A 25,555-nucleotide genomic window follows, 5' to 3' on the forward strand; every position below is an offset into this window, starting at 1 on the left:
GGCCGCCGGCAGCGGCGGGCATGCCATGCTAGACTTTTCAGCATGCACTCACGCCCACCGCTCATTTCGCACGCCGTCTTCAACACCATGAGCGGCACCAATGCCACGCTCGAACGCTTCGCGTGGCTGGGCGACGGCTTGGCCGCGGCGATCTGGAAGCGCGAAACCGTGGAGGAGTTCACCAGCTATGTGCAGCCGGGCCACCACACCCTGTCGTGCTACCTGGGCGGCGGCTACCGTACCGAGCGCGCCGGCGTGCCGGGGCGTTACGGGGCGCCGCAGCAGCTCTGCTCCATGCCCGACTGGCACGAGTCGCAATGGGTCGTGCGCGGCCATGTGCACATGCTGCATGTCTACTTCATGCCCGAGCACTTCACGCGGCGCGCCGTGGCGGAACTGGACCGCGAACCGCGCGAGCTGACCCTGGCCGACCGCACCTACTTTGAAAACCCCCGCATCGTGCAGCTGTGCGAGGCGCTGGTGAGGCAGCCCTGGGACGATACGGGCCAGCTCCTGCGCGCCAACGAGATCACCCACGAAGCGCTGAGCGAACTGCTTCGTTCGCAGGCGATCGTGCGGCGCGACCTGCGCCTGCGCGGCGGCCTGGCGCCCCTGGTCAGGCGCCGTCTGGCCGACTATATCGAGCAGCATCTGGCGCAGCCGATCACCCTGGGCGAACTGGCGCAGCTGGCGTGCATGTCGGAGTTTCATCTGGCGCGCATGTTCCGCGTCTCGTTCGGGATGCCGCCTTCAAGCTGGGTAGCGCAGCGCCGCATCGAACGCGCGCGCGTCCTGCTCAAGGCCGGCAAGCTGCCCTTGCAGCAGATTGCCGCAGCCTGCGGCTACGCGGACCTGAGCCACTTCAGCCATCGTTTCAGCAAAGCGGTGGGAGCGCCGCCCGGGCGTTACCGCCAGGCGCTGGCGGGATGAGTTTTAGCTCATCTCCATGATGATGGCGACGATCTCGTCGCCGTAAGAGACCAGCTTTTTCTCGCCCACGCCGGTCACGCCGCGCAGTTCCTGCAGCGAGGTGGGTTTGGCCTTGGCGATTTCGCGCAGGGTGGCGTCGACAAAAATCACGTAGGCCGGCACATTGTGCGCGCGCGCGGTTTCGACCCGCCACCAGCGCAGCTTCTCGAAAATCGCCTGTTCGGATTTGGACAGGTCCATCTCCACATGCCCTTTGGACGAGGCGGACGGCGCGCGCTTCTGCTTGACCGGTTTCTGGTACTGGCGCAGCTGCACCTTCTGGCCGCCCTTGAGCACCGGGCGCGCGGCGTCGGTCAGCTTGAGCGAGCTGTAAACTTCATGGTCGACCGTGATCAGGCCGAGCGCGATGGCCTGGCGCAGGATGGCGCGCCACTCCGCTTCGGTGCGTTCGCTGCCGATGCCGTACACCGACAGCGAATCGTGGTGCCACTGCTTGATGCGGTCCGTCTCGACCCCGCGCAGCACGTCGATCACGTGGCCGGCGGCGAAGCGCTGGTCGACCCGGTAAATCGCCGACAGCAGCTTTTGCACCGGCACCGTGCCGTCGAACGACACCGGCGGAATCAGGCAGGTATCGCAATTGCCGCACGGGGTGGACTGCTCGCCGAAGTATTCGAGCAGGCGCACGCGCCGGCAGCTGAGCGTCTCGCACAGGCCCAGCATGGCGTCGAGTTTCATCGACAGCACGCGCTTGAAGGTTTCGTCGGCTTCCGACTCGTCGATCATGCGCCGCTGCAGCACCACGTCCTGCAAGCCATACGCCATCCAGGCGCTGGCGGGCATGCCGTCGCGGCCCGCGCGTCCGGTCTCCTGGTAGTAGCCCTCGATGCTTTTCGGCAGATCCAGGTGGCACACAAAACGCACGTCCGGCTTGTCGATACCCATGCCGAAGGCGATGGTCGCGACCATGACAATGCTTTCCTCGCGCAGGAAGCGGGCCTGGTTGGCGCTGCGCTTGGGGTAGTCCATGCCGGCGTGGTAGGGCAGGGCGCGGATGCCGTTCTCGTTCAGGAAGTCGGCGGTTTCCTCGACTTTTTTACGCGACAGGCAGTACACGATGCCGGCGTCGCTGCCATGCTCGGTGGTGATGAAGTCGAGCAGCTGCTTGCGCCCGTTGCCCTTCTCGACGATCTGGTAGCGGATGTTCGGCCGGTCGAACGAGGACACGAACTGGCGCGCATCGCCCAGTTGCAGGCGCAGTGCGATCTCGGCGCGGGTCTGCTGGTCGGCGGTGGCGGTGAGCGCAATGCGCGGCACGTCCGGAAATTGCTCGTGCAGGATCGACAGCTTGATGTATTCGGGGCGGAAGTCATGCCCCCACTGCGACACGCAGTGCGCCTCGTCGATGGCGAACAGCGCGATTTTGGAGGCCTGGAACAGGTCCAGGCAGCGCTGCGTCATCAGGCGTTCGGGCGCCACGTACACCAGGTCGATCTCGCCGGTGCGCACCAGGCGTTCGATGCGCATCGACTCCTCGTACGTCTGGGTCGAATTCAAGAACGCGGCGCGCACGCCGACTTCGGCCAGTGCGTCGACCTGGTCCTGCATCAGCGCGATCAGGGGCGAGACCACCACGCCGACGCCGTCGCGCAGCAGCGCGGGAATCTGGTAGCACAGCGACTTGCCGCCGCCGGTCGGCATGAGCACCAGCGCATCGCCACCGCTGGCGACGTGTTCGACGATCTCCTTCTGCTGTCCGCGAAACGCCGGGTAGCCGAAGACCGTTTGCAGCTGGTCGAGCGCGCGTGCTGAGAGACCGGGGTCCATACTGGGGTCCATACCGGGGTCCATACCGGGGTCCATACCGGGGTCCATTATTCCGCCCAAACGACCCATCCGTAGTGCGAGCTGGCCAGCACCACGATGCCGAACACGATGCGGTACCAGGCGAACACGGTGAAGTCATGAGTGCTGATGTAGCGCAGCAGCCAGCGCACGCACAGGAAGGCCGAGATGAAGGCCGCGATCGAGCCGATGCCGAACATCGGCAGGTCGGCCATCGACAGCACATCGCGTTCCTTGATCAGCGAATACACGGTCGCCAGCAGCAGGGTCGGGATCGCGAGGAAGAACGAGAATTCGGTGGCGGCCTTGCGCGGCAGGCCGAACATCATCGCGCCGATGATGGTCGCGCCCGAGCGGCTGGTACCGGGAATGAGCGCCACGGCCTGGGCGCAGCCGACCTTGAAGGCGTCGAGCAGCGTCATGTCGTCCACCGTTTCAACACGCACCACTGGAGGATTGAGCTTGTTGCGGCGCTCCACCCACAAGATGATGAAGCCGCCGATGATGAAGGCCAGCGCCACCGGCACGGGCTTGAACAGGGCCGACTTGATCATCTTGCCGAGCAAAAGGCCGAGCAGCGCGAGCGGCAGGAAGGCGACGATCAGGTTGAGCATGAACTTCTGCGCCTTCGGATCGGACGTCAGCCCGCTCATCACCGAGACGATGCGCGCGCGGTATTCCCAGCACACCGCCATGATGGCGCCGGCCTGGATGACGATCTCGAACACTTTCGCTTTCTCGTCGGTGAAGTCGAGCAGGCTGCCCGCGAGGATCAGGTGGCCGGTCGAGGAAATCGGGAGAAATTCGGTGAAGCCTTCCACCAGACCCATGATGATGGCTTTTAGTGCGAGAGCGAGAGTTATGTCCATGAAGCAGTTTGTATTGTTATCGGGGAAGTCGGACCGGATGACGGCACGGTGCGGGGTCGAAGCTTACCACGAGCACGCCTCCGGCTTCTGATCCACCCGCATGTGCGCCGCGCTATTTCGCAATTTGTTGAGCTGGCGCGGGTAGGGCGTTGCCTTGATGAAATGGCAACAATGCCGCGGGCGGGAAGCGCCTAAGCGCGTTCCATCAGCGCCGTGATGGCGCCGAGCGACGGCGGCGCGGCGCCGGCCGCCTGGCAAGCTGCCGCACCGGCGGCCACCGCGAAGCGCAGATGATCGGCGGGGGCGCGATGCGGCTCGTGCAGGAAGCTCCACGCCAGCGCCGCGATGCTCGCGTCGCCCGCGCCGACGCTGTCGACCACGGTGATGCGCGGCGAGGCGGCGTGCCACGTTCCCGCACCGATGTGCAACGAGGCGCCCTGCGCGCCGCGCGTGTACAGGTAGGTGGCGCCAGGGTTCCAGCCGCGCAGGGTGGCAAACGCCTTCTCGGGGTCATCGGTGCGAAACAGCCCGGCCAGATCTTCATCCGACACCTTGATCACATCGGCCAGCGCCGTCATGCGTTGCAAGGTGGCGTCGTAGCGCTGGTCCATCAGTGCCCGGAAATTCGGGTCGTAGCTGATCTTCACGCCGTCGGCCTTGAGCGAAGCCGCCAGTGCCAGCAGCTTGCCAGCGAGCGGCTCGCGCGCCAGGCTGATGCCGCCGAAGTGCACCCATTTGCAGTGCGCGCGCCACCCGTGCGGCAGGCGCGCCGCGTCGAAGTGCAGGTCGGCGCTGTCGTCGCCGACGAAAAAGTAGCTGGGCGGGTCGGTCCGGTAGACGATCGCCAGCAGCGGCGAGCGTGTCTCGCGCTGCACGAAGCGCAAATCCAGGCCGGCCGCCGCGCTGGCGTCCCACAGCTGGTCGCCGAAGACGTCGCAACTGACAGCGCCGGCGAAGGCGCTCGGCACGCCCAGGCGCGCCATGACGCGCGCCACGTTCCAGGTCGAGCCGCCCACCTGGCTGCACCAGTGTTGCTGGCCCGGTTCGGCGATCATGTCGGTCAGCGCCTCGCCGGCGGCCACAAACATCGGGAATGTCGGTGCGTTCATCTCAGTCCTTGAGCACATTGAGCACTTCGTAGCAGGCGCCCATGGTGTGATAGTCGACCTTGCCGGCCGGGCTTTTCTCGTCGGTCAGCTTGGCGTTGGCCGGGCTGAGGATACGGTACCAGGCGCCGTGCTGGTGATCGACAAAGTGAGTCCAGCTGTATTCCCAGATGCGCTGGTACCAGTCCCAGTACACCGCATCGCCCGTGCGCGCGCCCAGCAGCGCGGCCGCGGCCAGGCTCTCGGCCTGCACCCAGAAGTATTTGTGGCCGTCGCAAATGCTGCCGTCGGGCGCGAAGCCGTAGAAGATGCCGCCGTGCTGCGCATCCCAGGCCTTGTCCATCGCCTGCAAAAACAGCGCAGAGGCGCGCGGCAGCAGCCAGTCCGCCTCGCCCAGCAGGTGGGCCTGGTGACGTTCCAGGATCAGCAGCAGCTTGCTCCACTCGGTCAGGTGGCCCGGCTGGAAACCCCAGGGCCGGAAGATGTTGGTGCTGTCGTGGCGGTTGTAGTCGTGATCGACCGACCAGTCGGCGCGATAGTGCTCCCACACGGTGTCATTGCACAGTGCGGCCTGGCGCACGGTGATGTTGTAGGCCAGCGTTTCGGCGCGGCGCAGGTAGGCATTCTCGCCGGTCGCTTCGAAAGCGCTGAGCAAGGCTTCGCAGGCGTGCATGTTGGCGTTCTGGCCGCGGTAGGGTGCCAGCTGCGACCAGTCGGCGCTCGCTTCGTCGGCGTACAGGCCGTACTGCGGCTCCCAGAAGCGGCGCTCCATCAGGGCGAAGGTTTCTTCGATATGCAGGCGCGCCTCTTTCACTCCGGCCATCAGCGCGTGCGAATAGGCCAGCAGCACAAAGGCCAGGCCGTAGCAGTGGTTGGTACCGTCCGTGACCTCGCCCTTGCCTTCGGCCCAGTGCAGCTGCCAGCAATAGCCGCCTGTGGCCGGATTGCGGTGCGCACCGCGCAGGAAGTCCAGGCCGTGCAGAAGACGCATTTCGTCGGCCGGGTCGCCGAACTCGCGGTAGGCCATCGCATAATTGAAGATGAAGCGCGTGCTGCTCACAAGGTGGCGCGTGTGCGCGTCGTAGACGGTGCCGTCGTCCTTGTAGAAGTGATAGAAGCCGCCGCTGGGGTCGACGCAGCGCGGATCGTAAAAGCGTTTGGTGTGGCGAATGTGGTCAAGCAGGGTATCGCGCGAATGAAAATCGGGGGCCATCGTCAAGTCTCGTTGTCAAAAAATAGGGTGTTGAATAAGGTATGGATAAGCGCGCGGACGCAGTTGTCCCTGGCGCCGGTCAACTGTGGCGCGCGCTGTGCTGAGTTTGCGTGGGGGTTGCTCAGTCGGTGGTGTTCGCTCGCTTCATTTGTGCGGTCCCCAGTCGTCGCACACGGTGCTGGCGCGGACGATCAGTTCCACCGGCGCGACCTGCTCCACCGGTGCGTCCTGCTGGTCGCGCAGAAGCAGCTCGACGCCCATCGCGCCGAGCTCCTTTTTGTCGATGCGCAGGGTCGTCAGGGGCCGGTGGCCGAGTACCGCGCTGGAGATGTCGTCGAAGCCGACGATCGATACGTCGTGCGGCACCGTCAGACCGGCCGCCAGGCAGCAGCGCATCGCCACCAGGGCGGCGCTGTCGTTGTAGCAGAACACCGCGTCCGGCGGATTGGGCAGGGCCAGCAGCGACTGCATCGCTTCGCAGGCCCCGGTTTCGAGATCGACGCCGTCCGGCAGGCTCGCTTCCAGGCGCGGGTCGGCCAGCATGCCCGACTCGAACAGGGCCTGGCGGTAGCCCTTGTTCCGCTCACGTACGCTGTAGTGGCCGAGGGAACCCGAGATCATGCCGATGCGTGTGCGCCCCAGGCCGATCAGGTGTTTGGTGGCCAGGTAGCCGCCCATGAAATTGTCCGGGTTGACCGAGCTGTATCCGCGCAGCTTCATGTCGATCAGGACCAGCGGCTTGCCGCTCGCGCGCAGGGCGCCCAGCAATTCGGGTTCGAAAAAGCCGGCGCACACGATCGCGTCCGGCGCGTGCATGCGCAGCTGCTCGGTCACGCCATCGGCTGGACCGACCGCCATGAACGAGAGCACGATGCCCTGCTTGCGGCAGGCTTCCTCGGCCCCGTGCAGCACCGGTGAATAGAACGGGCTGCTGGCGGCCGTGTTGTGCTGGCGGTGCAGCAGGAAAGTCAGGCGCCGCATGCGCTTGCGCCGCAGGTTGGTAAAATCGTAGCCCAGTTCATGCGCGGCCGACAGCACCATCTGGCGCGTGGTTTCGGTCAGACCCGGCTCGTTCTTGAGCGCGCGCGAGATGGTCCCCGCCGAGACGCCGGCAAACTTGGCGATGTCGCGGATGGTGACGTTCGACGGGCTGGCGGCGCTCATCGGAACGGGGCCGGCGGGGTGCTCAGATGCGGGGTCGGGTCGATCACAAGCTTCTCCAGTGGCAGATGCCTTCTCATGCTGAGAGTCTTGCATATCGATTAGCCCATGGTCAAACGATTGGTCCGGTTTGCAAACAGTTTAGCCGGGTTTTACTAAACAGGGTCGCGCCGCCTGTTGCGCAACCGCCCAAGCGCGGCTCCCCGGGCGTAGCACCCTGCGCGAAGCCGTTCGCGTGTTTAGCGATCATGGCTAAACATGATCGAAAGCGCCACCTTTTGTTTGACCGGTCGACAGTCCGCATGCACACTCCCCTCATCCATATAAACCGGCCGGCGACCCTTTCCAGGCGCCGAGCAGGTAAATACAAAGAGGAGACACGCACGATGAGCACCCGCACGACCACCCTGATTAAACACGCCCTGGCCGTCGCCATCGCGGCCGCCCTGCCGCTGATTGCCGGCGCGGCCGAGGCGCCCATGCCGTGGATGAACCGCGCCCTCTCCGCCGACCAGCGCGCCACGCTGGTGCTCAAGGAAATGACGCAGGAAGAAAAACTGCAATGGGTGTACGGCTACTTCGGCTCGGACTTCGCACCCAAGAAAACCACCAAGATCGCGGCAGCCCTGCCGTCGTCGGCCGGCTATATTCCCGGCGTGCCGCGCCTCGGCCTGCCGGCGCTGTTCGAGACCGACGCCGGCCTTGGCGTGGCCTCGCAAGCCAGCGCCAATCCGCGCGAGCGCACCTCGCTGCCGTCGGGCCTCGCCACGGCGGCCACCTGGAACCCGAAGCTGGCTTACCAGGGCGGCGCGATGATCGGTGCCGAGGCGCGCGCCTCGGGCTTCAACGTGATGCTGGCCGGCGGCGTGAACCTGATGCGCGATCCGCGCAACGGCCGCAATTTCGAGTACGCCGGCGAAGACCCGCTGCTGTCCGGGATCATGGTAGGGCAGGCGGTCAAGGGCATCCAGTCCAATCACCTCATTTCCACCGTCAAGCACTTTGCGCTGAACAGCCAGGAAACCGGCCGCACCGAACTCGATGCGCGCATCGGCAACGTGGCCGCCCGCACCAGCGACCTGCTGGCCATGCAGCTGGTGATCGAACAGGGCCACCCCGGTTCGGTGATGTGCGCCTACAACCGCGTCAACGGTCCCTACGCATGCGAGAACGCCTGGCTGCTCAACGAAGTGCTCAAGCAGGACTGGGGCTTCAAGGGCTATGTGATGTCCGACTGGGGCGCGGTGCACAGCACCGTGGCGTCGGCCAACAATGGGCTGGACCAGCAGTCCGGCTCCGAATTCGACAAGTCGCCTTACTTCGCGGGTGCGCTGGAAGAAGCGGTCAAGACCGGCGCTGTTTCGCAGTCGCGCTTCGACAATATGGTCTACCGTATTCTGTACGCGATGTTCGACAAGGGCGTGGTCGACCATCCGGTCAAGCCGGATGGCGCCATCGACTTTGCCGCCCATGGCCTGATCAGCCGCCTCGATGCCGAAGAGAGCATGGTCCTGCTCAAGAACGACGCCCAGCTGCTCCCTTTGCGCAAGGACGTGAAAACGATTGCAGTGATCGGCGGCTATGCCGACAAGGGGGTGCTGTCCGGTGGCGGTTCGTCGCAGGTGTATCCGGTCGGCGGCAGCGCCGTCAAGGGTTTGCTGCCCGCCATCTGGCCCGGTCCGGTGGTATATCACCCATCCGCGCCGGTCAAGGAGATCGCCGCGCTGGCGCCCGGCGCCAACGTGGTCTTCGACAGCGGTGCCGATCCTGCCAAGGCAGCGCAGCTGGCCGCGAGCGCCGACGTGGCGATCGTCTTCGGCACCCAGTGGATCGGCGAAGCCAACGACGCGGTCGACCTGTCGCTGCCCGACAAGCAGGATGCCCTGATTGCGGCCGTCGCCGCCGCCAATCCGCGCACCGTGGTCGTCCTGGAAACCAGCGGCCCGGTACTCATGCCGTGGCTGGGCAAGACGGCGGCCGTGCTGCAAGCCTGGTACCCGGGCACGCGCGGCGGCGAAGCGATCGCGCGCGTGCTGTTCGGCGACGTCAATCCATCGGGGCACTTGCCGGCCACCTTCCCGGCGTCCCTCAGCCAGTTGCCGCGTCCCGTGCTCGATGGCGACCCCGCCAAGCCGCAGATGCAGTTCCGGGTCGACTATCACGAAGGCGCGGCGGTCGGCTACAAGTGGTTCGATCTCAAAAAACATATACCGCTGTTCCCGTTCGGGCATGGCTTGTCGTACACGCAGTTTGCCTACACCGGTCTGGCGGGCGAGTACAAGAACGGGCAGCTGCAGGTGCGCTTCAAGGTGAGCAATACCGGCAAGGTAGCGGGCAAGGATGTGGCGCAGCTGTACGTGGCGGCGTCACCGGGTGCGCGCTGGGAAGCGCCCAAGCGCCTGGCCGGCTGGGACAAGGTCGATCTGCAGCCGGGCGAAAGCCGCGAGGTGACGCTCACGGTGGAGCCGCGCATGCTGGCCGTGCTCGATGGCCCGTCCAAGACCTGGCGCATCGCCAAGGGGAAGTACAAATTGGTGCTGGCGCAGGACGCCGGCGGCACTGGTGAAAGCAGCATCACGGTCGACCTGCCCGCGCGCAAACTCGACCTGCATGGTAAAGCCGTCCCTTCAACCGAGAAAAGGTAAAACGCGATGATCAAGATGAACCAGTTGGGTGCAGCATTGGCAATGGCCGGTTTGGTGAGCGGCGCGGCGTCGGCGGCGGCGCCAGTGAGCGCGGCGGGCAAGAGCGAATTCGTGACGGTCAAAAAGACGCACTTCGCGCGCAAGGGCAAATCGTATTACATCGCTGGCGCCAATTTCTGGTACGGCGGCTATCTGGGCTCGCCGTCCGGGGTGGGCGAACGCGCGCGCCTGCGCAAGGAACTCGATACCATGAAGGCGCTCGGGATCAACAATGTGCGGGTGCTGGCCGTCTCCGAAAAAACCGCGATGACCAGCGCCGTGCGGCCCGCCACCACCAACGGTCCGGGCAAGTACGACGAGGACCTGCTGGCGGGCCTCGACTTCCTGGTCGATGAACTGGGCAAGCGCGACATGACGGTCGTGCTTTACCTGAACAACTTCTGGCAGTGGTCGGGCGGGATGACGCAGTACCTGAACTGGTTCGAAGGTACGCCGGCGATCGACCCGAACGTGACCAAGGACTACGACGACTACATGGCCAAGACGGCGCGCTTTTACGCCAACAAGGACGCGCAGAAGGAATTTCGCGGCACCATCAGGAAGATCGTCGGCCGGGTCAACACGATCAACGGCAAGGCGTACCGCGACGACCCGGTGATCATGTCGTGGCAATTGGCGAACGAGCCACGCCCGGGCAACGGCAAGGCAAGCGACAAGGAGAAGGCGGTCTATACCAAATGGATCGCCGAGACCGCGCAGTACATCCATGAACTGGACAAGAACCACCTGGTGAGCAGCGGCAGCGAAGGCCTGGCCGGGTCGGCGCAGGATGCCAAACTGTTCATGGCGTCGCATTCATCGAAGCACATCGATTACCTCACCTATCACCTGTGGCCCAAAAACTGGGGCTGGTTCGACTCCAAAAAGCCGGTCGAGAGCTGGGACGGGGCAATTGCCAAGAGCCGCGATTATCTGAACACGCATATCGACATGGCCAAAACGCTGGGCAAACCGATCGTGCTGGAAGAGTTTGGGCTGGACCGCGACGGTGCCTCCTTCGACATCAAGTCGGGCACCAAGATCCGCGACCGCTTCTATGGCGAGATCTTCGAATTGATACAACGCCGCGCCGCAAACGGCGAGCCGATCGCGGGCTGGAATTTCTGGGCCTGGGGCGGCGCCGGGCGTGCCGCCAACGCCGACTACTGGTGGAAACAGGGTAATGATTTCATGGGCGACCCGCCGCAGGAAGAGCAGGGCTTGTACTCGGTGTTCGATACCGATGCCAGTTCGCTGGCGCTGATCAAGGACCATGCAGCCAAATTGCGCTTGCTCCAGAAGTAAACTCTTCGACAGGACGATCCATGAAAACCGTACCTACGCTGTTGATCTCGGCGGGACTCCTGCTGGGCGCGAATGCATCCGCACAAAAGTTCGACAATCTCGCGACGACGCCGCAAATGGGCTGGAACAGCTGGAACAAGTTCGCCTGCAATATCGATGAAAAACTGATCCGCGAAACGGCCGACGCCATGGTCAGGATCAGCATGAAAGACGCCGGCTATGAATACGTCAACATCGACGACTGCTGGCACGGCAAGCGTGACAAGAACGGGAACATCCAGCCCGATCCCGAGCGCTTCCCGTCCGGGATGAAGGCGCTGGCCGACTACGTGCATGCGAAAGGCCTCAAGCTGGGCATCTATTCGGACGCAGGCGCCACCACCTGCGGCGGCCGTCCGGGCAGCCGCGGACACGAATACCAGGACGCGATCACTTACGCCGCCTGGGGCGTCGACTACGTCAAGTACGACTGGTGCGATACCAAGGGCCTGAACGCGGCCGCCGCCTACACCACCATGCGCGATGCCATCCGCAGCGCCGGGCGGCCCATGTTGTTCAGCATGTGCGAATGGGGCGACAACAAGCCGTGGGAGTGGGGCGCCGACATCGGCCATTCGTGGCGCACCACCGGCGATATCTATCCGTGCTGGGATTGCGAGATCAATCACGGCTCGTGGTCCGCCTTCGGCGTGCTGCGCATCCTCGACAAGCAGGCCGGCCTGCGCAAGCACGCCGGTCCCGGACACTGGAACGACATGGACATGATGGAAGTCGGCATGGGCATGACCGAGGACGAAGACCGCGCCCACTTCTCGATCTGGGCCATGATGGCGTCGCCCCTCATCTCCGGCAACGACCTGCGCTCGATGCCGGAGTCCACGCGCAAGATCCTGACCAACAAGGATGTCATCGCGATCAACCAGGATAAGCTGGGCGTGCAGGCGTGGAAGTTCCTGTCCGAAGGGACGCTGGAACTGTGGGCCAAGCCGCTGGCCAATAACGAATGGGCGCTGATGATTCTGAACCGTGGCGCCGGCGCCATCAGCTACAAGGTCGACTGGAAAAAGCACAAGATCAGCGATGACCTGAGCAAGCGCGAACTCGATATCAACAAGACCGCCTACCGCTGGACCGACGCCTGGACCGGCAAGACGGGCGACACCGGCAAGGCCCTCGACCTCACCATTGCCTCGCATAGCGTGGCCATGCTGCACCTGAAAGCGAAGTGACCGATCATGAACATGCGTATTCTTCCAATCCTGCTGGCCGGTGCGCTGGCCAGCCATGTCGCACACGCCGAGACCGCGGACCCGAACGACGGGGCCGGCGCAAATACCTGCGCCGTCAACATCAAGCCGCGTACCCAGGAGTACCCGTGGATGTCGATCGGGCGCTGGAAGCGCATGCATGAAGACCAGCTGGCCCTGGCCGACAAGGGCGATGTGGACCTGATGTTCATCGGCGACTCGATCACCGAAGGCTGGCCGCGCGCGATCTGGAATGTGAATTTCGGCGCCTACAAGGCGGGCAACTTCGGCATCGGCGGGGACAATACCGGCAACGTGCTGTGGCGCCTGCAGGACAAGCGCATGGCCAGGCTCGCGCCCAAGGCGATCGTGCTGCTCATTGGCGTGAACAACCTGGGGCTGTGCGACGAGAAGCCGGAACAGGTTTTCCCCGGCATCAAGGCGGTGGTGACGGCCTTGCGCAAGCAGTATCCGGCCGCGCGCATCCTGCTCAATGCCGTGCTGCCGACCGGCGAATCCGCGACGAGCGAGCGGCGCCAGAGTGTCGTCACGCTCAACAAGATGGTGGCAACCCTGGACGACGGCCGCCATGTGGTTTTCCGCGACTATGGCGCGTCCTTCGTGCGCCCTGACGGCGCCATCGGCACCGACATCATGGGTGATTATCTTCACCTCACCCCAAAGGGCTACACCATCTGGGCCGACGCCATGCTGCCCGACGTGCAAGCACTGATGAAGTAGGGCGCCATGAACCGTAACGCGCTGGCACTGGCGCTGCTGCTGGTCCATGGCGGCGCCTGGGCCGAACCGGTGGTGCGCGCGGACGACCCGCGCATCGCGCGCATGGGCAGGACCGTGGCCCGGACGGACGGCAGCTTGCGCTTCGCCTATCCCGGCGTGCAGCTGTCGCTGGCGTTCGAGGGCAAGGCGCTGTCGGTCGATGCCGCGGCCAGTGGTGAGCGCAGCGTTCTCGAAGTCGTCGTCGACGGGGGCGCGGCACGCATCATCAAGCTGTCGGCGAAATCGCGGACCATCAAACTGGTGGACGAGCGCCAGGCCGGCATCCACCGCGTCGACATCATGCACCGCACCGAAAGCTGGCACGGTGTCGTCACCCTGGCCAGGTTTGTCGCCGACGGCACACTGCACACCGCGCCGGTGCTCCCGCAACGCAAAATGCTCGTTCTTGGCGATTCGGTCACCTGCGGCGAAGCCATCGACCGGGTTGACAGCGAGACGAAGAAGCCGTCATGGTGGAATCCGCGCGCATCGTATGGCATGCTGGCCGCGCAGACGCTCGGTGCGCAGGTTCACCTGGTCTGCCATGGCGGACGCGGGCTGCTGCGCAGCTGGAACGGCCGCACCGATAACGACAATCTTCCCGATTTCTACGAACTTGCCATCGCCAATGAAGAGCAACGCGTGCGCTGGGACCACGCCGGCTACTGGCCTGACGTGATTGTCAGCGCGATCGGCACCAACGATTTCAGCACGGGCATTCCGGAGCGCGACTCCTTTGTCAAAGCCTACCAGCGCCTGGTGCGCACGCTGCTGCGCAATCATCCGCACGCGCTGATCGTACTGACCGAAGGCGCCATTCTCAATGGCGAGCGCAAGGCCGCCTTGAACGGCTATATCGCCGAGACCATCAGGCGCGTCGGCAGCGCGCGCGTGCATGCCGCAACAACCATGCACCATCCGGGCGACGCGACCGATGCGCATCCCACCAGGGCGCAGCATGCCGCGATGGCGCGCGAACTGGTTCCCCAGCTACGGGATTTGACCGGCTGGTAGTCGCGCGTCGTCCGACACCTGCGACGACGAAAAAAAGAGCCGGTGCAGCGCGGGATTGTCCGCGCCGCACCGGCCCAAGCCACCCAGGTAAACCGAATCAGTAGTTCACGCCCACGCGCACGCCGAACATGCGCGGCTCGACGAAGTTGGCCTGCATGAAGCCACCCATCACCGAGTCGCCGCTGGTCTTGGCGTGGCTGTCGGCGATATTGCGCACGAACGCTTCCGCGTGCCACTTGTCGTTCGGCGAATCGAGCCGCACCGACGCGTCGCCCATCGCATAGGCCTTCTGATAGCGCCCGATATGCGCAAACTCCGAATTACGCAGATCGAAATAGGCCTTGTCGCGCCAGTTCACTTTCACATACGGCGTGATGCGGTAACCGTTGGCCAGCTCGAACTCCTGCGAGAGGCTCAGGTTCAGCTGGTACCTGGGCGTGTTGGGCAGGTGGTTGCCGTCGATGTTGTACAGGCGGCGGCCCAGCAGCGCCTTGTCCGGACCGTTGTAGATGGCCGGGCAGGGTTCGATGCCCAGTTCCGCGCGCACTTCGCCGCACTGGTACTCGTCGCTGAATTCCTTGAAGTCGTGCACCTTGGTGTTGATGTAGGCGAAGCCGCCGCCGATGCGCGCGCCGCTCCACGGCCGCCAGTCCGCTTCGATCTCCAGGCCGGGAATATCCACCTTGCCGACGTTGATGGTGCGCCAGGCGTCGTACACATCGCACTTGGGCTGGTCGGCCGGGCAGGGCAGGCCGTTGTCGGGGATGATCTGGTTGATGAAGTAGTTACCGGTTAGCTGCATGCCCTTGTACTTCATGAAGAAGGCGGTGGCCGACAGGTTCAGGCGGTTGTCGAGGAACTTGCCCTTGTAGCCCAGTTCATAGTTGGTGACGGTTTCGGGCTCGTAAGGCAGGAAGGTCACCACCCCCGGTTTGCCGTCGGCGCACAGGCGGTAGTTGCAGGAGTCGGTCTTGTCGGCGAAGCCGCCCGCCTTGTAGCCGGTCGATATTGACCCGTAGGCCATCTGGTTGGCGTTGATCTGCTTTTGCAGGCCAACACGCCAGGTGGTTTTCTTCCAGGTTTCCTTGTGGTCGTTCGAGGTCGGCGCCGCGTAGCCCGCATACGCGCCAAGGCCACCGCCGGCCCCCATGTCGGTCGACAGGTCGTTACCGTTGTGGACCCGGAAACCCGGCGTGCCGGGGATGCCGCGGTTGTACCAGCCGCGGTAATACGCGGTGTCGCCGATCCAGTTGCGGCCATACACTTCGCCACCCTTGTCTTCCTTGCTGTCGGACGACAGGCGCGCGCCCAGGGTGCCGGTCCAGGTGGGCATGAACTTCCAGTCCGCCTGCGCGAAGGCGGCCTTGGCGTCGACCTGGCGGTTCGGCTGGTGATACAGCACGCTGCCAGGATCGCCGTACGGCTTCTGGATCACGTTGGTCATTTCGTAGTCGATGCGGTTCCGTTCGTGCATCCAGAACAGGCCCGCCACGTACTGCACCGGGCCGACGGTTTGCTTGAGCTGCGCTTCGTGCACGGTCGACAGGTAGCGCGAATCCATGGTGCGGTGGAAGACATCGTTGAGCGGCCAGGTGCCCCAGTCGCCGCCGGCGATGTTGGGGTAGTTGCCGTTGATCTGGAACGGCGCGGCATGCTGCAGGCCCTTGTCGTCGTCGGTGGTCTCCTTGCGGCGCTGGTCGGCGATCTGGAAGCTGTAGTCGACGCTGGCGGTGTCAGTCAGATTCCAGTTCACGCCAGCGCGCACGGTGCGGATGTTCAGGTCCGTCATGCCCGGCACGTTGACGTTGATGTCCCATTTGCCGCCGGTGCAGGCGTAGCGCGTGCCGGCGCCGGACTCGCAGTCGCGAAAGTGCGACCAGCCGGCGCCGGAGTCCTGGAACTCTTCATACGCCAGGCGTGCGGTGACGTTTTTGTTGATCTTGAGCGCGGCGGCCACGCGCGCTGCCCACTGGTCCTGGTTGGTGTAGTAGTCCTTCTTGCCCACCTTGTGGTTGAAGCGCTGGTCGACGTCGGGAATGCCATCCGGGATCCAGCCGTAGGCGGGTGCGTTCGCTTCGCTCAGGTCGCGCATCTGGTTGGCGTAGCCGTCGCGCCGCACCTTCATGTAGGTCGCGCGCAGGGCCAGCATGTCGTTGACAGCGACGTTCTGGACGATGTTGGCCTGCTTCTTGTTGTAGTTGCCAAGTTCGATGTTGGCCTTGCCGTAGTTGCCCGTGAAGTCAGGCTTGGCCGAAATGACGTTCACGCTGCCGCCGGTCGAATTGCGGCCGAACAGCGTGCCTTGCGGGCCGCGCAGCACTTCGAGCTGGTCGATGTCGAACATCAGCGCCTGCGCGCCTTGCGGGCGCGGCGAGTACAGGCCGTCGACGTGAAAGCCGACGGCCGGGTCGCCCGTTTCGGTGAAGTTGGTCGAGGTGATGCCGCGGATGGTGATCTGCACGGCCGAATCGAGGCCGGTGTTTTCGATGACGACGTTGGGGATTTCACCGGCCAGGTCCCTGAGGCTGGTGGCGCCCTTGCGCGTGAGCTGGTCCTGGCTCAGGGCTGTCACGGCCAGCGGGGTGCGCAGCAGCGAGGTGGAATGGCGGGTGGCGGTGACTTTGACTTCCTGGATTTGATTCGGGTCGTTATTGGCGGGTACGGTGTTATCGGCGGCGCTGCCGGCAGTTTGCGCGTGGCCGGGCAGAACCGCACAGCCGAACGCGCTGGCGACCGCCAGACTGGTCAAGGTCCGTGTCGTTGGGAATAGCATCTTGTCTCCTGTTTTCCATTTGGATTATGTGCGCGCGGCTTGGCGAGCCCGCGTTGCGCTTATATGCAACACAGTGGTGACCCGCCAGCTGTGGCAAGCGATGCAGCCTTGCAGGGATGGACGAATCGATTCAATTGAGTATTGCGTTCGGAAATTTGGAGGGTCAAACGAATCTCTGAAACAGCAAGTAGTTTCATGGGATTTACTAAACAGGGGTGCGATGCGCCGGTTGGCTTGATGCGTTAGCGCGCAACGGTACGTGGTCTATTCAGCGTAGCCTCGCCAGAGGCCTACAGTTATTTAGAGAACGTGGATGACATTCGTGCCCGATGAGGATGGTTGTCCCATCGCATCAGGTCGATACCATCGAGTTCTCGGACTCGAAAGTAGCCGCGGATGCACTCGTGGTTTCGGACGCAAATTTGCATGTGGTTCTTGTCTGTAATGCCGGCGTCCTCGTAGAGATCCTCGCCTTCCCACAGCGCCCCAATAACGGTGTCATAGTCAGGTAAGCCCGCATCCTTGCGCATCTGATGGAGGTGTTCGAGGACAGCGCAATCCAGGGTTCGAACAAGATATGCACCACTTTTGTCCTTGAATTTGTTACTCCGCAGGTGTTGTCCTTCAGCTTCCGTCAGGGTCTTCAGCATGCGATGTGCCCTTTTCATTTCAGCCAGACCTGCATGGTCGAGCAGATTGAGGCAATTGCCCAACTCAATGACTGCACCGACGACATAAGGATAACGAATTCTCCCTTGGGAAATTTTGCGGCGAACCTTGGCATCGCGCGCGAACTCCAGTCCGCGCTCAGGGCTCGATTCCCAAAAGTAGAAGCCGTGGCCAAGCCAGTCGTAGTCGTTGGTACTCGATTTTAAATGCTGAACGTGGGACGCAAGCACTGCCTCGCCGATGCGGCGGTCGCACCCGTGGAAACCGTAGATGATGCCCGGGCGCCCGTACATCAATCAGGGTGCAGGTTTGGAACTGATGACTTTATCGTATGGTTTTGCGACGGCGAGTTTGCCGTCAGCAGTACGGACGAATATGCCGGCCCCAACCAGGGTTGCTTGACGCAAACTGGAATCCCTCATAACCCGCTCGTGATGAGCTCGCAAAATATCCATTTCCTGCTGATGTTTGGTTAGCTTGGCGGGTGAGTTCAGAGAATGCCGAAGATTTTTTGACATGATCGAATGCTCTCTCAGTTACCAAAACAGGGAGGACAAAAATATGCAAATAATGCCAGCGCTAGGTGCGCCGGAGTCCGATAACTTTAGCACACTACGCTTCATTTGCCCGGGGCAACCAGACGAATGTTGATCCGGTAAGTGCATGACTCATTGCCCGGCATAGTCCGGGGTGGGTGTTGTCACGCGCTCTAACTCACCCAGCCACTGGATCGCATGTTCGCGGCTGGTTCCGCACATCTCTTCGGACGGCTGCAGCCCGCCGCAAAACGCAGGCCGTTCCGGCTTGCCGAAAATGCGGCACAGATTGTCGTCGGTCAGCTGCACGCATCGCACACCCGCGGGTTTCCCGTCCGGCATGCCGGGAATCGGACTGGTGATCGACGGGGCGGTGCAGCATGCGCCGCAATTGTCACGGCAATTCATGCCATCTCATTTCTGTGGGTAAGTCATACGTGGCCAAAGTATACACCGCATCGAATCATAAGATGTCGTACAACTATTCGGGTTGTATAATATAGTCATGACATCCACCTTCACTGCCCAGACGCTCCCGCCACCCCGCAAGAAACATCGCACCCTCGCCCAGGGCGTGGTCGAGCACATCACGGGCAGCATCCAGCAGGGCGTGCTCAAGCCCGGCGACAAGCTGCCGACCGAATCGGCCATCATGGAGCAGCACGGCGTGAGCCGCACCGTGGTGCGCGAGGCGATTTCGCATTTGCAGGCAGCCGGCTGGGCGCAGACCCGGCACGGCATCGGCACCTTCGTCATCGAACGCAGCAATGCGGGCCTGGCGATCAATGCCGAGAGCATCGTCACCGTCATGGATGTACTGGCGATGCTGGAACTGCGCATCAGCATGGAGGCCGAAGCAGCCTGGCTGGCAGCGGCGCGCCGCAGCGAAGCGCAGGTGGCCGAACTGGCCAAGGTGCTCGGTGCCATGCAGCGCAGCGTGGCGCGCGGCAGCCCCGCCGTTGACGCCGATGTGCAATTTCACCTGCTGATCGCCCAGTCCACCGGCAACCGCTATTTCGTCGACATCCTGAGCCAGCTCGGCACCACCATCATCCCGCGTGCGCGCGTCAACATGCCGCAACTGGGGCATGACGATCCGGCCATCTACCTGGAACGCGTCAACCGCGAGCACGAAGACATCTTCAATGCGATCCTGCGCAAGGACCCGGAAGCGGCGCGCGCCGCCATGCGTACCCACCTGAGCAACAGCCGCGAGCGCCTGCGCCAGGCGCAGCAGCAACTGGAGTCGAACGGGGCCTGACGGCCCGCTCCACCGACCCGCCTCGCATACCGAAACGCTGCCTCCCGCAGCGCTCCCGCTGGCCCTGTCTTCCTCCCGCCTCGCCTTCGTTGTTTCGCACGTCTTCCAACTCATGCCGTGGCGCCGCGATCCGGCCGCCAGCCGTCTCAACGTTGTGCTTGCTTATGTCAAAGACTAGTTGTACGATGATGTATCACTAGCGCTAAACAACCCGCCTATCTCTGGAGATCGCATGAATCCGCAAGAACTCAAACACATCCTGTCGTCCGGCCTGCTGTCGTTTCCACTGACCGACTTCGACGACCAGGGCAATTTCAACGCGCGCACCTACGCCGAGCGCCTCGACTGGCTCGCTCCGTACGGCGCCAGCGCTCTGTTCGCGGCCGGCGGCACCGGTGAGTTCTTCTCCCTGACCCCAACCGAGTACTCGGACGTGATCCGCACCGCGGTCGATACCTGCCGCGGCAAAGTGCCGATCCTGGCCGGCGCCGGCGGCCCGACCCGCACCGCGATCGCCCTGGCCCAGGAAGCCGAGCGCCTCGGCGCCCATGGCATCCTGCTGCTGCCGCACTACCTGACCGAAGCAAGCCAGGACGGCCTGATCGCCCACGTCGAAGCGGTGTGCGCATCCGTCAAATTCGGCGTCGTCGTCTACAACCGCGGCCAGTGCCGCCTGACCGCCGACTCGCTCGAAAAGCTGGCCGCGCGCTGCCCTAACCTGATCGGCTTCAAGGACGGCATCGGCGACATCGAACTGATGGTGCAAATCTGGCGCCGCATGGGCGACCGCTTCAGCTACCTGGGCGGCCTGCCGACCGCGGAAGTCTACGCCGCTGCTTATAAAGCGCTGGGCACCCCGGTGTACTCGTCGGCCGTATTCAACTTCATGCCGAAAATGGCGATGGACTTCTACCACGCGATCGCCGCCGACGACCACGCGACCACCAACCGCCTGCTGGACCAGTTCTTCCTGCCTTACCTCGAAATCCGCAACCGCAAGGCCGGCTACGCGGTGAGCATCGTCAAGGCCGGCGCGCGCCTGGTTGGCCATTCGGCGGGCCCCGTCCGCGCTCCGCTGACCGACATGACGGCCGAAGAAGACGCCATGCTGGAGAAGCTGATCACCGCCCAGGGCGCCCAATAAACCCGTTCGAGGAAGAGCATATGCAAATCAATGGAGAAATGGTCATCGGCCAACGCACCTTGCGCGGCACGGCCGGCGTGGTGCGCGCGATCGACCCGTCCCGTAACGACACGATGGGCCCGGACTTCGGCCTGGCCACCGACGCCGACGTCGACGCCGCCTGCGCCCTTGCGCAAAGCGCCTTCGACGCCTACCGCAACACCACGCCGGAGCAGCGCGCGGTCTTTTTGGAGACCATCGCCGAGGGCATCCTCCAACTCGGCTCCGCGCTGATCGAACGCGCCGCGCTCGAAACCGGCCTGCCGACGGCGCGCCTGGAAGGCGAACGCGGCCGCACCGTCAACCAACTGCGCCTGTTCGCCAAGGTCGCGCGCGACGGCTACTTCATCGACGCCACCATCGATTCGGCCCTGCCGGACCGCGTGCCGCCGCGTCCCGATCTGCGCCTGCGCAAGATCCCGTTGGGACCGGTCGCCGTCTTCGGCGCCAGTAACTTCCCGCTGGCGTTTTCGGTCGGCGGCGGCGATACCGCCTCGGCGCTGGCCGCCGGCTGCCCGGTCATCGTCAAGGCGCACGGCGCCCACCTCGGCACCTCGGAACTGGTTGGCAAGGTCATTGCCCAGGCGGTGGCCGACTGCAAGCTGCCCGAAGGCGTGTTCTCGATGCTGTTCGGCGAAGGCCGCCAGATCGGCCAGCGCCTGGTCGACCATCCGGCCATCAAGGCGGTCGGCTTCACCGGCTCGCGCCAGGGCGGCCTGGCGCTGATGCGCACCGTCGCCCTGCGTGCCGAACCGATTCCCGTGTACGCCGAAATGAGCAGCATCAATCCGGTGTTCCTGCTGCCGGCCGCCTTATCAAACGACCGCGCCGCCGTGGCGCAGGGCTTCGTCGATTCGCTGACCCTGGGCGTGGGCCAGTTCTGCACCAATCCTGGCCTGGTCATGGGTCTGCAGGGCGACCACTTCGACCAGTTCGTCGAAGCGGCGGCCGCCGCGCTGCAAGGCAAGGGCGCCGGCACCATGCTCACCCCGGGCATCCACAAGGCCTACGTGGGCGGCGTGGAACAGCTCTCCGGCATCGACGGCGTGACCCTGGTCGCCAAGGGCAAACCGGACGGCGCCGGCTGCGCCGCCCAAGCCTCGCTGTACGTGTGCGAAGCGGCCACCTATCTGTCCACGCCTGCGCTGGAGTCCGAAATCTTCGGACCGTGCGCCTTGCTGGTGCGCTGCCGCGATGCGGAGCAGATGCAGCAGGTCGCCGAACATCTCGAAGGCCAGCTGACCGCCACCGTGCACGCCCTGGCCGCCGACCGTGCGCACGCCGCGGCGCTGCTGCCGGTGCTGGAACGCAAAGCGGGCCGCATTCTGTTCAACGGCTACCCGACCGGCGTCGAAGTGGCGCATGCGATGGTCCACGGCGGCCCGTTCCCGGCCACCTCGGACAGCCGCAGCACCTCGGTCGGCGCGTCCGCCATCGACCGCTTCCTGCGGCCCGTGTGCTACCAGAATGTGCCGGCGGACTTGCTTCCGGACGCACTTGCCGACAATAATCCCCTGGGCCTGACCCGCCTTGTCGACGGAGCCATGCAGCTCCCGCAGTAAAAGCTGGTTGCGCCGCCGGAGAACCGGGTGTGGAGACACCTTCCGGCGGCGCTGTTTCTAAAAACAACCATAAAGAAGCGACCGATGAACCAGCAAGTCATAGGCAAGTACCGGTGGACGATTTGCGCCCTCCTGTTTTTCGCCACCACCATCAATTATCTGGACCGCCAGGTCCTCAGTCTCCTTGCCACCGACCTGTCGAAGGAGTTCGGCTGGTCCAATACCGATTACGCCAACATCACGGCGGCCTTCCAGTTTGTGTACGCGTTCTCGATGCTGTTCGCCGGCCGCGTGATCGACAAGCTAGGAACCAAGCGCGCCTTCGTCCTGGCCATTACCATCTGGTCGCTCGGCGCCATCATGCACGCTTTCGCCATCGGCATCGGCGAAGGCATCAACGGCATCCTGACCAGCCTTGGCATGACCGTGGTACCGGTATCGATCGCCGGCTTCATGATGTCGCGCGCGGTGCTGGCGCTGGGCGAGGCGGGCAATTTCCCGGCAGCGATCAAGGCCACCGCCGAATACTTTCCCAAGAAGGAGCGCTCGTTTGCCACCGGTATCTTCAACTCCGGCGCCAACGTCGGCGCCATCCTGGCGCCGCTCACCGTACCGGTGATTGCCGCCGCGTGGGGCTGGCAGATGGCGTTCATCATCATCGGCGGGATCGGCTTCTTCTGGATGGCCGCGTGGATGGTGTTCTACGATACCCCGGCCAACCAGGCGCGCATGGGCAAGGCGGAACTGGACTACATCAACAGCGATTGCGTGGTGGTTCCGGAGCCTGCGGCGGGCGCTCCCGCGGCGGGCATCGTCAAGCCGAAAAGCTCGTGGTTCAAGCTGCTCGGCTACCGCCAGACCTGGGCCTTCGCGCTCGGTAAATTCATGACCGACGGCGTGTGGTGGTTCTTCCTTTTCTGGCTGCCCAAGTACCTGGCCGCGACCTATGGCCTGAAAGGCACCGACATCATCGTGCCGCTGGCCGTCCTGTACAGCATGACCATGGTCGGCAGTATCGGCGGCGGCTGGTTCCCGACCTACTTCATCAACCGTGGCGACAATCCCTACGACGGGCGCATGAAGGCCATGCTGGCCATCGCGTTCATTCCGCTGGTGGTGCTGCTGGCGCAACCGTTCGGCTACATCAGCTTCTGGGTACCGGTGATCCTGATCGGCATCGGCGCATCGGCCCACCAGGCCTGGTCGGCCAACATCTTCACCACCGTCTCCGACATGTTCCCGAAACACAGCGTCGGTTCGGTGGTGGGCATCGGCGGCATGGCCGGCGGCATGGGCGGCGTGCTGCTCACCAAGCTCGGTGGCTGGCTGTTCGATTATTATGGCGCCATGGGCCAGATCAGCACCGGCTACATGATCATGTTCTCGATCTGCGCGCTGGCCTACCTGGCTGCATGGACGATGATGAAAACCCTGGTGCCGCGCTACCGCGAAATCACCGATCTGTAAGGGCAATATGAGCAAGCAAGCCAGTATCGAAAAAGTACCGGGCGTGACCTGCAAGGTGGGCGAAAGCCCGCTGTGGAGCGCGCGCGAAGGCGCCTGGTACTGGGTCGACATTCTCGGCAGGCGCGTCTGGCGCCTCGATGCGGCAAGCGGCGAGCAGCGTATCTGGTTCACCGCCGAAATGCCGGCCTGTCTTGCGCTCACCGGCAGCGGCGCCCTGCTCGCGGGGATGGAGACCGGCGTGTTCGAGCTCACGCTCGATGTCGAGGTGCATGCGCATGCGTCGCTGCTGGCCGCGCTGCCCGACCTGAAGAAGGGCATGCGCTTCAACGACGGCCGCTGCGACCGTCAGGGACGCTTCTGGAGCGGCACGCTGGACCTCGACCAGCCCGAACTGCGCGCCGCAGGTTCCCTGTACCGCTACACGCGGGAGCAGGGCTTCTCGGCGCCGGTGGTATCGAACCTGGTGGTGCAGAACGGCCTGGGTTTTTCGCCGGACGGGCGCACCATGTATTTGTCCGACTCGCACGTCTCGCGCCAGATGATCTGGGCCTTCGACTACGACACCGACAGCGGCACGCCGCACAACCAGCGCGTGTTCGTCGACATGAACGCGCACCAGGGCCGTCCCGACGGCGCGGCGGTCGATGTCGACGGTTGCTACTGGATTTGCGGGAACGATGGCGGCTGCCTGCTGCGCTTCACGCCCGAGGGCAAGCTCGATCGCACCATCGACCTGCCGCTGCTCAAGCCATCGATGTGCAGTTTCGGAGGCCCCGCTATGGACACCTTGCTGGTCACCTCGATCGCGGCCGGCAGGAAGCCCGAGGACACCGAATCGGGCGCGTTGCTGCTGGTGCGCGCCGGTGTGCAGGGCATGCCCGAGACGCATTTTTGCGATTGAGGCGGCTAAGGTGAACATCGCGCGACTCGATCCTGCGCACGCTGCGGCGTACCGGTCGATCACGCTCGAAGCGCTTGCGCTCCACCCCGACGCCTACACATCCGGCGAGCCTGAGCGCGCCGCCTTGCCGGCGTCATGGTGGGAAGCGCGCCTCGATCCAGACCCCGCATCGAACGAAGTGGTGCTCGGTGCGTTCGGCGCCGACGGCACGCTTGCCGGCACCGTCGGCTTGTCGTTCGAGGTCCGCGAAAAAGGGCGCCACAAGGTCACCTTGTTCGGCATGTACGTCACGCCCCTGTACCGTCACGGCGGACTTGGCGAGCAATTGCTGAACGCTGCCCTGGACTACGCCCGTTTGCGTCCGCACGCAAAAATCGTCCAGCTCACGGTCACCGAAGAAAACGGCGCTGCCCGCGGCCTGTACGAACGGCTCGGTTTCACCGCCTTCGGCGTGGAGCCGTTCGCCATCGCGCTGGGCGAATGCTATCTCGCTAAGGTTCACATGTGGCGCGCGCTCGCTCCTCTGAAGGCCCAGGATTAAGAACTTGTTACGGTAGATAGGCGTGGCAGCTGGCCTGTTCCTGGGTGGCCGCCGGGATTACTTCGCTTTGCGCGACGACCAGTGAAAATGCAGCACCACCCAGCCGTCGCCTTTTTTCTCCAGCAGCGCCGTCTCGGTTCCCAACGCATTGATCTTCTTGCCCTTGAACGTACCCTTGCTCTCGGTTTCGTCCAGGATGATGGCGATGTTGCCGTCGATCCGCTCCTTGTGCCGCAACACCCTGCGCGTGGTGGCCCTGGCGAACGCAATGTCGTCCGCCAGGTGATGGTCCGCGTATTCGCTGCGCGAGCGTTCTATATGGCCGGCTTCGTAAATGACCGCATCGGGGCTCAGGAGCGCCATTGCGCGCGCCTGGTCGCCCGCGTGCAGGGCGGCGTGGAAGGCCGCCAGCGTCTCGCTGGGCGTCGCCGCCCGGGCATGTAGCGATGCCAGTCCGAGGACGGCAAGCAGAACGTATTTACGCATCGGCTTCTCTCAGTCGTTGAAA

At 64.1% G+C, this 25,555-nt stretch carries 21 protein-coding genes; 12 read left to right on the forward strand and 9 right to left on the reverse strand.

The features are described 5' to 3' along the window. The first annotated feature begins 42 nt into the window (after positions 1-42). Positions 43-930 carry a helix-turn-helix domain-containing protein gene (locus CR152_RS10385; RefSeq protein WP_099874851.1) on the forward strand — a complete coding sequence of 296 codons (888 nt, stop codon included), beginning with the start codon at positions 43-45 and terminating at the stop codon, positions 928-930. 3 nt (positions 931-933) lie between these two features. On the opposite strand, the gene recQ is transcribed toward CR152_RS10385, so the two are convergent. The 5 genes from recQ to CR152_RS10410 form a co-directional block, all read right to left on the reverse strand. Beyond that, entirely contained in the window at positions 934-2,769 is a 1,836-nt protein-coding gene (gene recQ / locus CR152_RS10390; RefSeq protein ID WP_229413340.1) for a DNA helicase RecQ, read from the reverse strand. Between the two features lie 35 nt (positions 2,770-2,804). Further along, positions 2,805-3,638, reverse strand: coding sequence for an undecaprenyl-diphosphate phosphatase (locus tag CR152_RS10395; protein WP_099882165.1), 834 nt, complete (start codon positions 3,636-3,638; stop codon positions 2,805-2,807). A gap of 197 nt (positions 3,639-3,835) precedes the next feature. Continuing rightward, positions 3,836-4,753: a carbohydrate kinase family protein gene (locus tag CR152_RS10400; protein WP_099874853.1), complete on the reverse strand. Its 918-nt coding sequence runs from the start codon at positions 4,751-4,753 to the stop codon at positions 3,836-3,838. A 1-nt stretch (position 4,754) separates the two neighbouring features. Beyond that, positions 4,755-5,963 (reverse strand): AGE family epimerase/isomerase, encoded by a 1,209-nt coding sequence (locus tag CR152_RS10405; protein WP_099874854.1) that lies wholly within the window; start codon positions 5,961-5,963, stop codon positions 4,755-4,757. Between the two features lie 144 nt (positions 5,964-6,107). Next, entirely contained in the window at positions 6,108-7,127 is a 1,020-nt protein-coding gene (locus CR152_RS10410; RefSeq protein ID WP_099874855.1) for a LacI family DNA-binding transcriptional regulator, read from the reverse strand. A 383-nt stretch (positions 7,128-7,510) separates the two neighbouring features. Here CR152_RS10410 and CR152_RS10415 point away from each other — a divergent pair, with 383 nt between their 5' ends. From CR152_RS10415 to axe2C, 5 genes are read left to right on the forward strand one after another with little or no spacing between them, the layout of a single operon-like run. Further along, positions 7,511-9,769: a glycoside hydrolase family 3 C-terminal domain-containing protein gene (locus CR152_RS10415; RefSeq protein WP_099874856.1), complete on the forward strand. Its 2,259-nt coding sequence runs from the start codon at positions 7,511-7,513 to the stop codon at positions 9,767-9,769. Positions 9,770-9,775: 6 nt separating this feature from the next. Further along, positions 9,776-11,113, forward strand: coding sequence for a glycoside hydrolase 5 family protein (locus CR152_RS10420; protein WP_099874857.1), 1,338 nt, complete (start codon positions 9,776-9,778; stop codon positions 11,111-11,113). A gap of 20 nt (positions 11,114-11,133) precedes the next feature. Next, positions 11,134-12,342: a glycoside hydrolase family 27 protein gene (locus CR152_RS10425; RefSeq protein WP_099874858.1), complete on the forward strand. Its 1,209-nt coding sequence runs from the start codon at positions 11,134-11,136 to the stop codon at positions 12,340-12,342. A gap of 12 nt (positions 12,343-12,354) precedes the next feature. Further along, complete coding sequence (locus tag CR152_RS10430) at positions 12,355-13,101, forward strand: GDSL-type esterase/lipase family protein (protein ID WP_229413341.1); 747 nt, start codon at positions 12,355-12,357, stop codon at positions 13,099-13,101. Positions 13,102-13,107: 6 nt separating this feature from the next. Continuing rightward, complete coding sequence (gene axe2C, locus CR152_RS10435) at positions 13,108-14,154, forward strand: bifunctional acetylxylan esterase/glucomannan deacetylase AxeC2 (RefSeq protein WP_099874860.1); 1,047 nt, start codon at positions 13,108-13,110, stop codon at positions 14,152-14,154. Positions 14,155-14,251: 97 nt separating this feature from the next. Here the strand turns inward: axe2C and CR152_RS10440 are convergent, their stop codons facing one another. The 3 genes from CR152_RS10440 to CR152_RS10450 form a co-directional block, all read right to left on the reverse strand. Further along, positions 14,252-16,927 carry a TonB-dependent receptor gene (locus CR152_RS10440; protein WP_099874861.1) on the reverse strand — a complete coding sequence of 892 codons (2,676 nt, stop codon included), beginning with the start codon at positions 16,925-16,927 and terminating at the stop codon, positions 14,252-14,254. A gap of 296 nt (positions 16,928-17,223) precedes the next feature. Continuing rightward, the gene (locus tag CR152_RS10445; RefSeq protein WP_099874862.1) at positions 17,224-17,889 is read right to left on the reverse strand and encodes a hypothetical protein; all 666 of its coding nucleotides are present in this window, start codon (positions 17,887-17,889) and stop codon (positions 17,224-17,226) included. Positions 17,890-18,264: 375 nt separating this feature from the next. Beyond that, positions 18,265-18,540: a YkgJ family cysteine cluster protein gene (locus CR152_RS10450; RefSeq protein ID WP_099874863.1), complete on the reverse strand. Its 276-nt coding sequence runs from the start codon at positions 18,538-18,540 to the stop codon at positions 18,265-18,267. A gap of 97 nt (positions 18,541-18,637) precedes the next feature. Between CR152_RS10450 and CR152_RS10455 the strand changes: the two genes are divergently transcribed. The 6 genes from CR152_RS10455 (at position 18,638) to CR152_RS10480 (ending at position 25,047) form a co-directional block, all read left to right on the forward strand. Further along, positions 18,638-19,393 (forward strand): FadR/GntR family transcriptional regulator, encoded by a 756-nt coding sequence (locus tag CR152_RS10455; RefSeq protein WP_099874864.1) that lies wholly within the window; start codon positions 18,638-18,640, stop codon positions 19,391-19,393. Positions 19,394-19,625: 232 nt separating this feature from the next. Further along, positions 19,626-20,537, forward strand: coding sequence for a 5-dehydro-4-deoxyglucarate dehydratase (kdgD, locus tag CR152_RS10460; protein ID WP_099874865.1), 912 nt, complete (start codon positions 19,626-19,628; stop codon positions 20,535-20,537). A 20-nt stretch (positions 20,538-20,557) separates the two neighbouring features. Further along, positions 20,558-22,138 carry an aldehyde dehydrogenase (NADP(+)) gene (locus CR152_RS10465; protein WP_099874866.1) on the forward strand — a complete coding sequence of 527 codons (1,581 nt, stop codon included), beginning with the start codon at positions 20,558-20,560 and terminating at the stop codon, positions 22,136-22,138. Positions 22,139-22,222: 84 nt separating this feature from the next. After that, entirely contained in the window at positions 22,223-23,605 is a 1,383-nt protein-coding gene (locus CR152_RS10470) for an MFS transporter (RefSeq protein WP_099874867.1), read from the forward strand. A 7-nt stretch (positions 23,606-23,612) separates the two neighbouring features. Further along, complete coding sequence (locus CR152_RS10475; RefSeq protein WP_208640104.1) at positions 23,613-24,506, forward strand: SMP-30/gluconolactonase/LRE family protein; 894 nt, start codon at positions 23,613-23,615, stop codon at positions 24,504-24,506. Positions 24,507-24,516: 10 nt separating this feature from the next. After that, a complete protein-coding gene (locus CR152_RS10480) occupies positions 24,517-25,047 on the forward strand; it encodes a GNAT family N-acetyltransferase (protein WP_099874868.1) in 531 nt (176 codons plus the stop codon). Positions 25,048-25,104: 57 nt separating this feature from the next. Here CR152_RS10480 and CR152_RS10485 read toward each other — a convergent pair whose 3' ends face one another. After that, positions 25,105-25,533 carry a YybH family protein gene (locus tag CR152_RS10485; RefSeq protein WP_099874869.1) on the reverse strand — a complete coding sequence of 143 codons (429 nt, stop codon included), beginning with the start codon at positions 25,531-25,533 and terminating at the stop codon, positions 25,105-25,107. Positions 25,534-25,555 lie beyond the last annotated feature (22 nt).

The sequence above is a fragment of the Massilia violaceinigra genome, from assembly GCF_002752675.1.
In the GTDB taxonomy this organism is placed as follows: Bacteria; Pseudomonadota; Gammaproteobacteria; order Burkholderiales; family Burkholderiaceae_D; genus Telluria_A; species Telluria_A violaceinigra.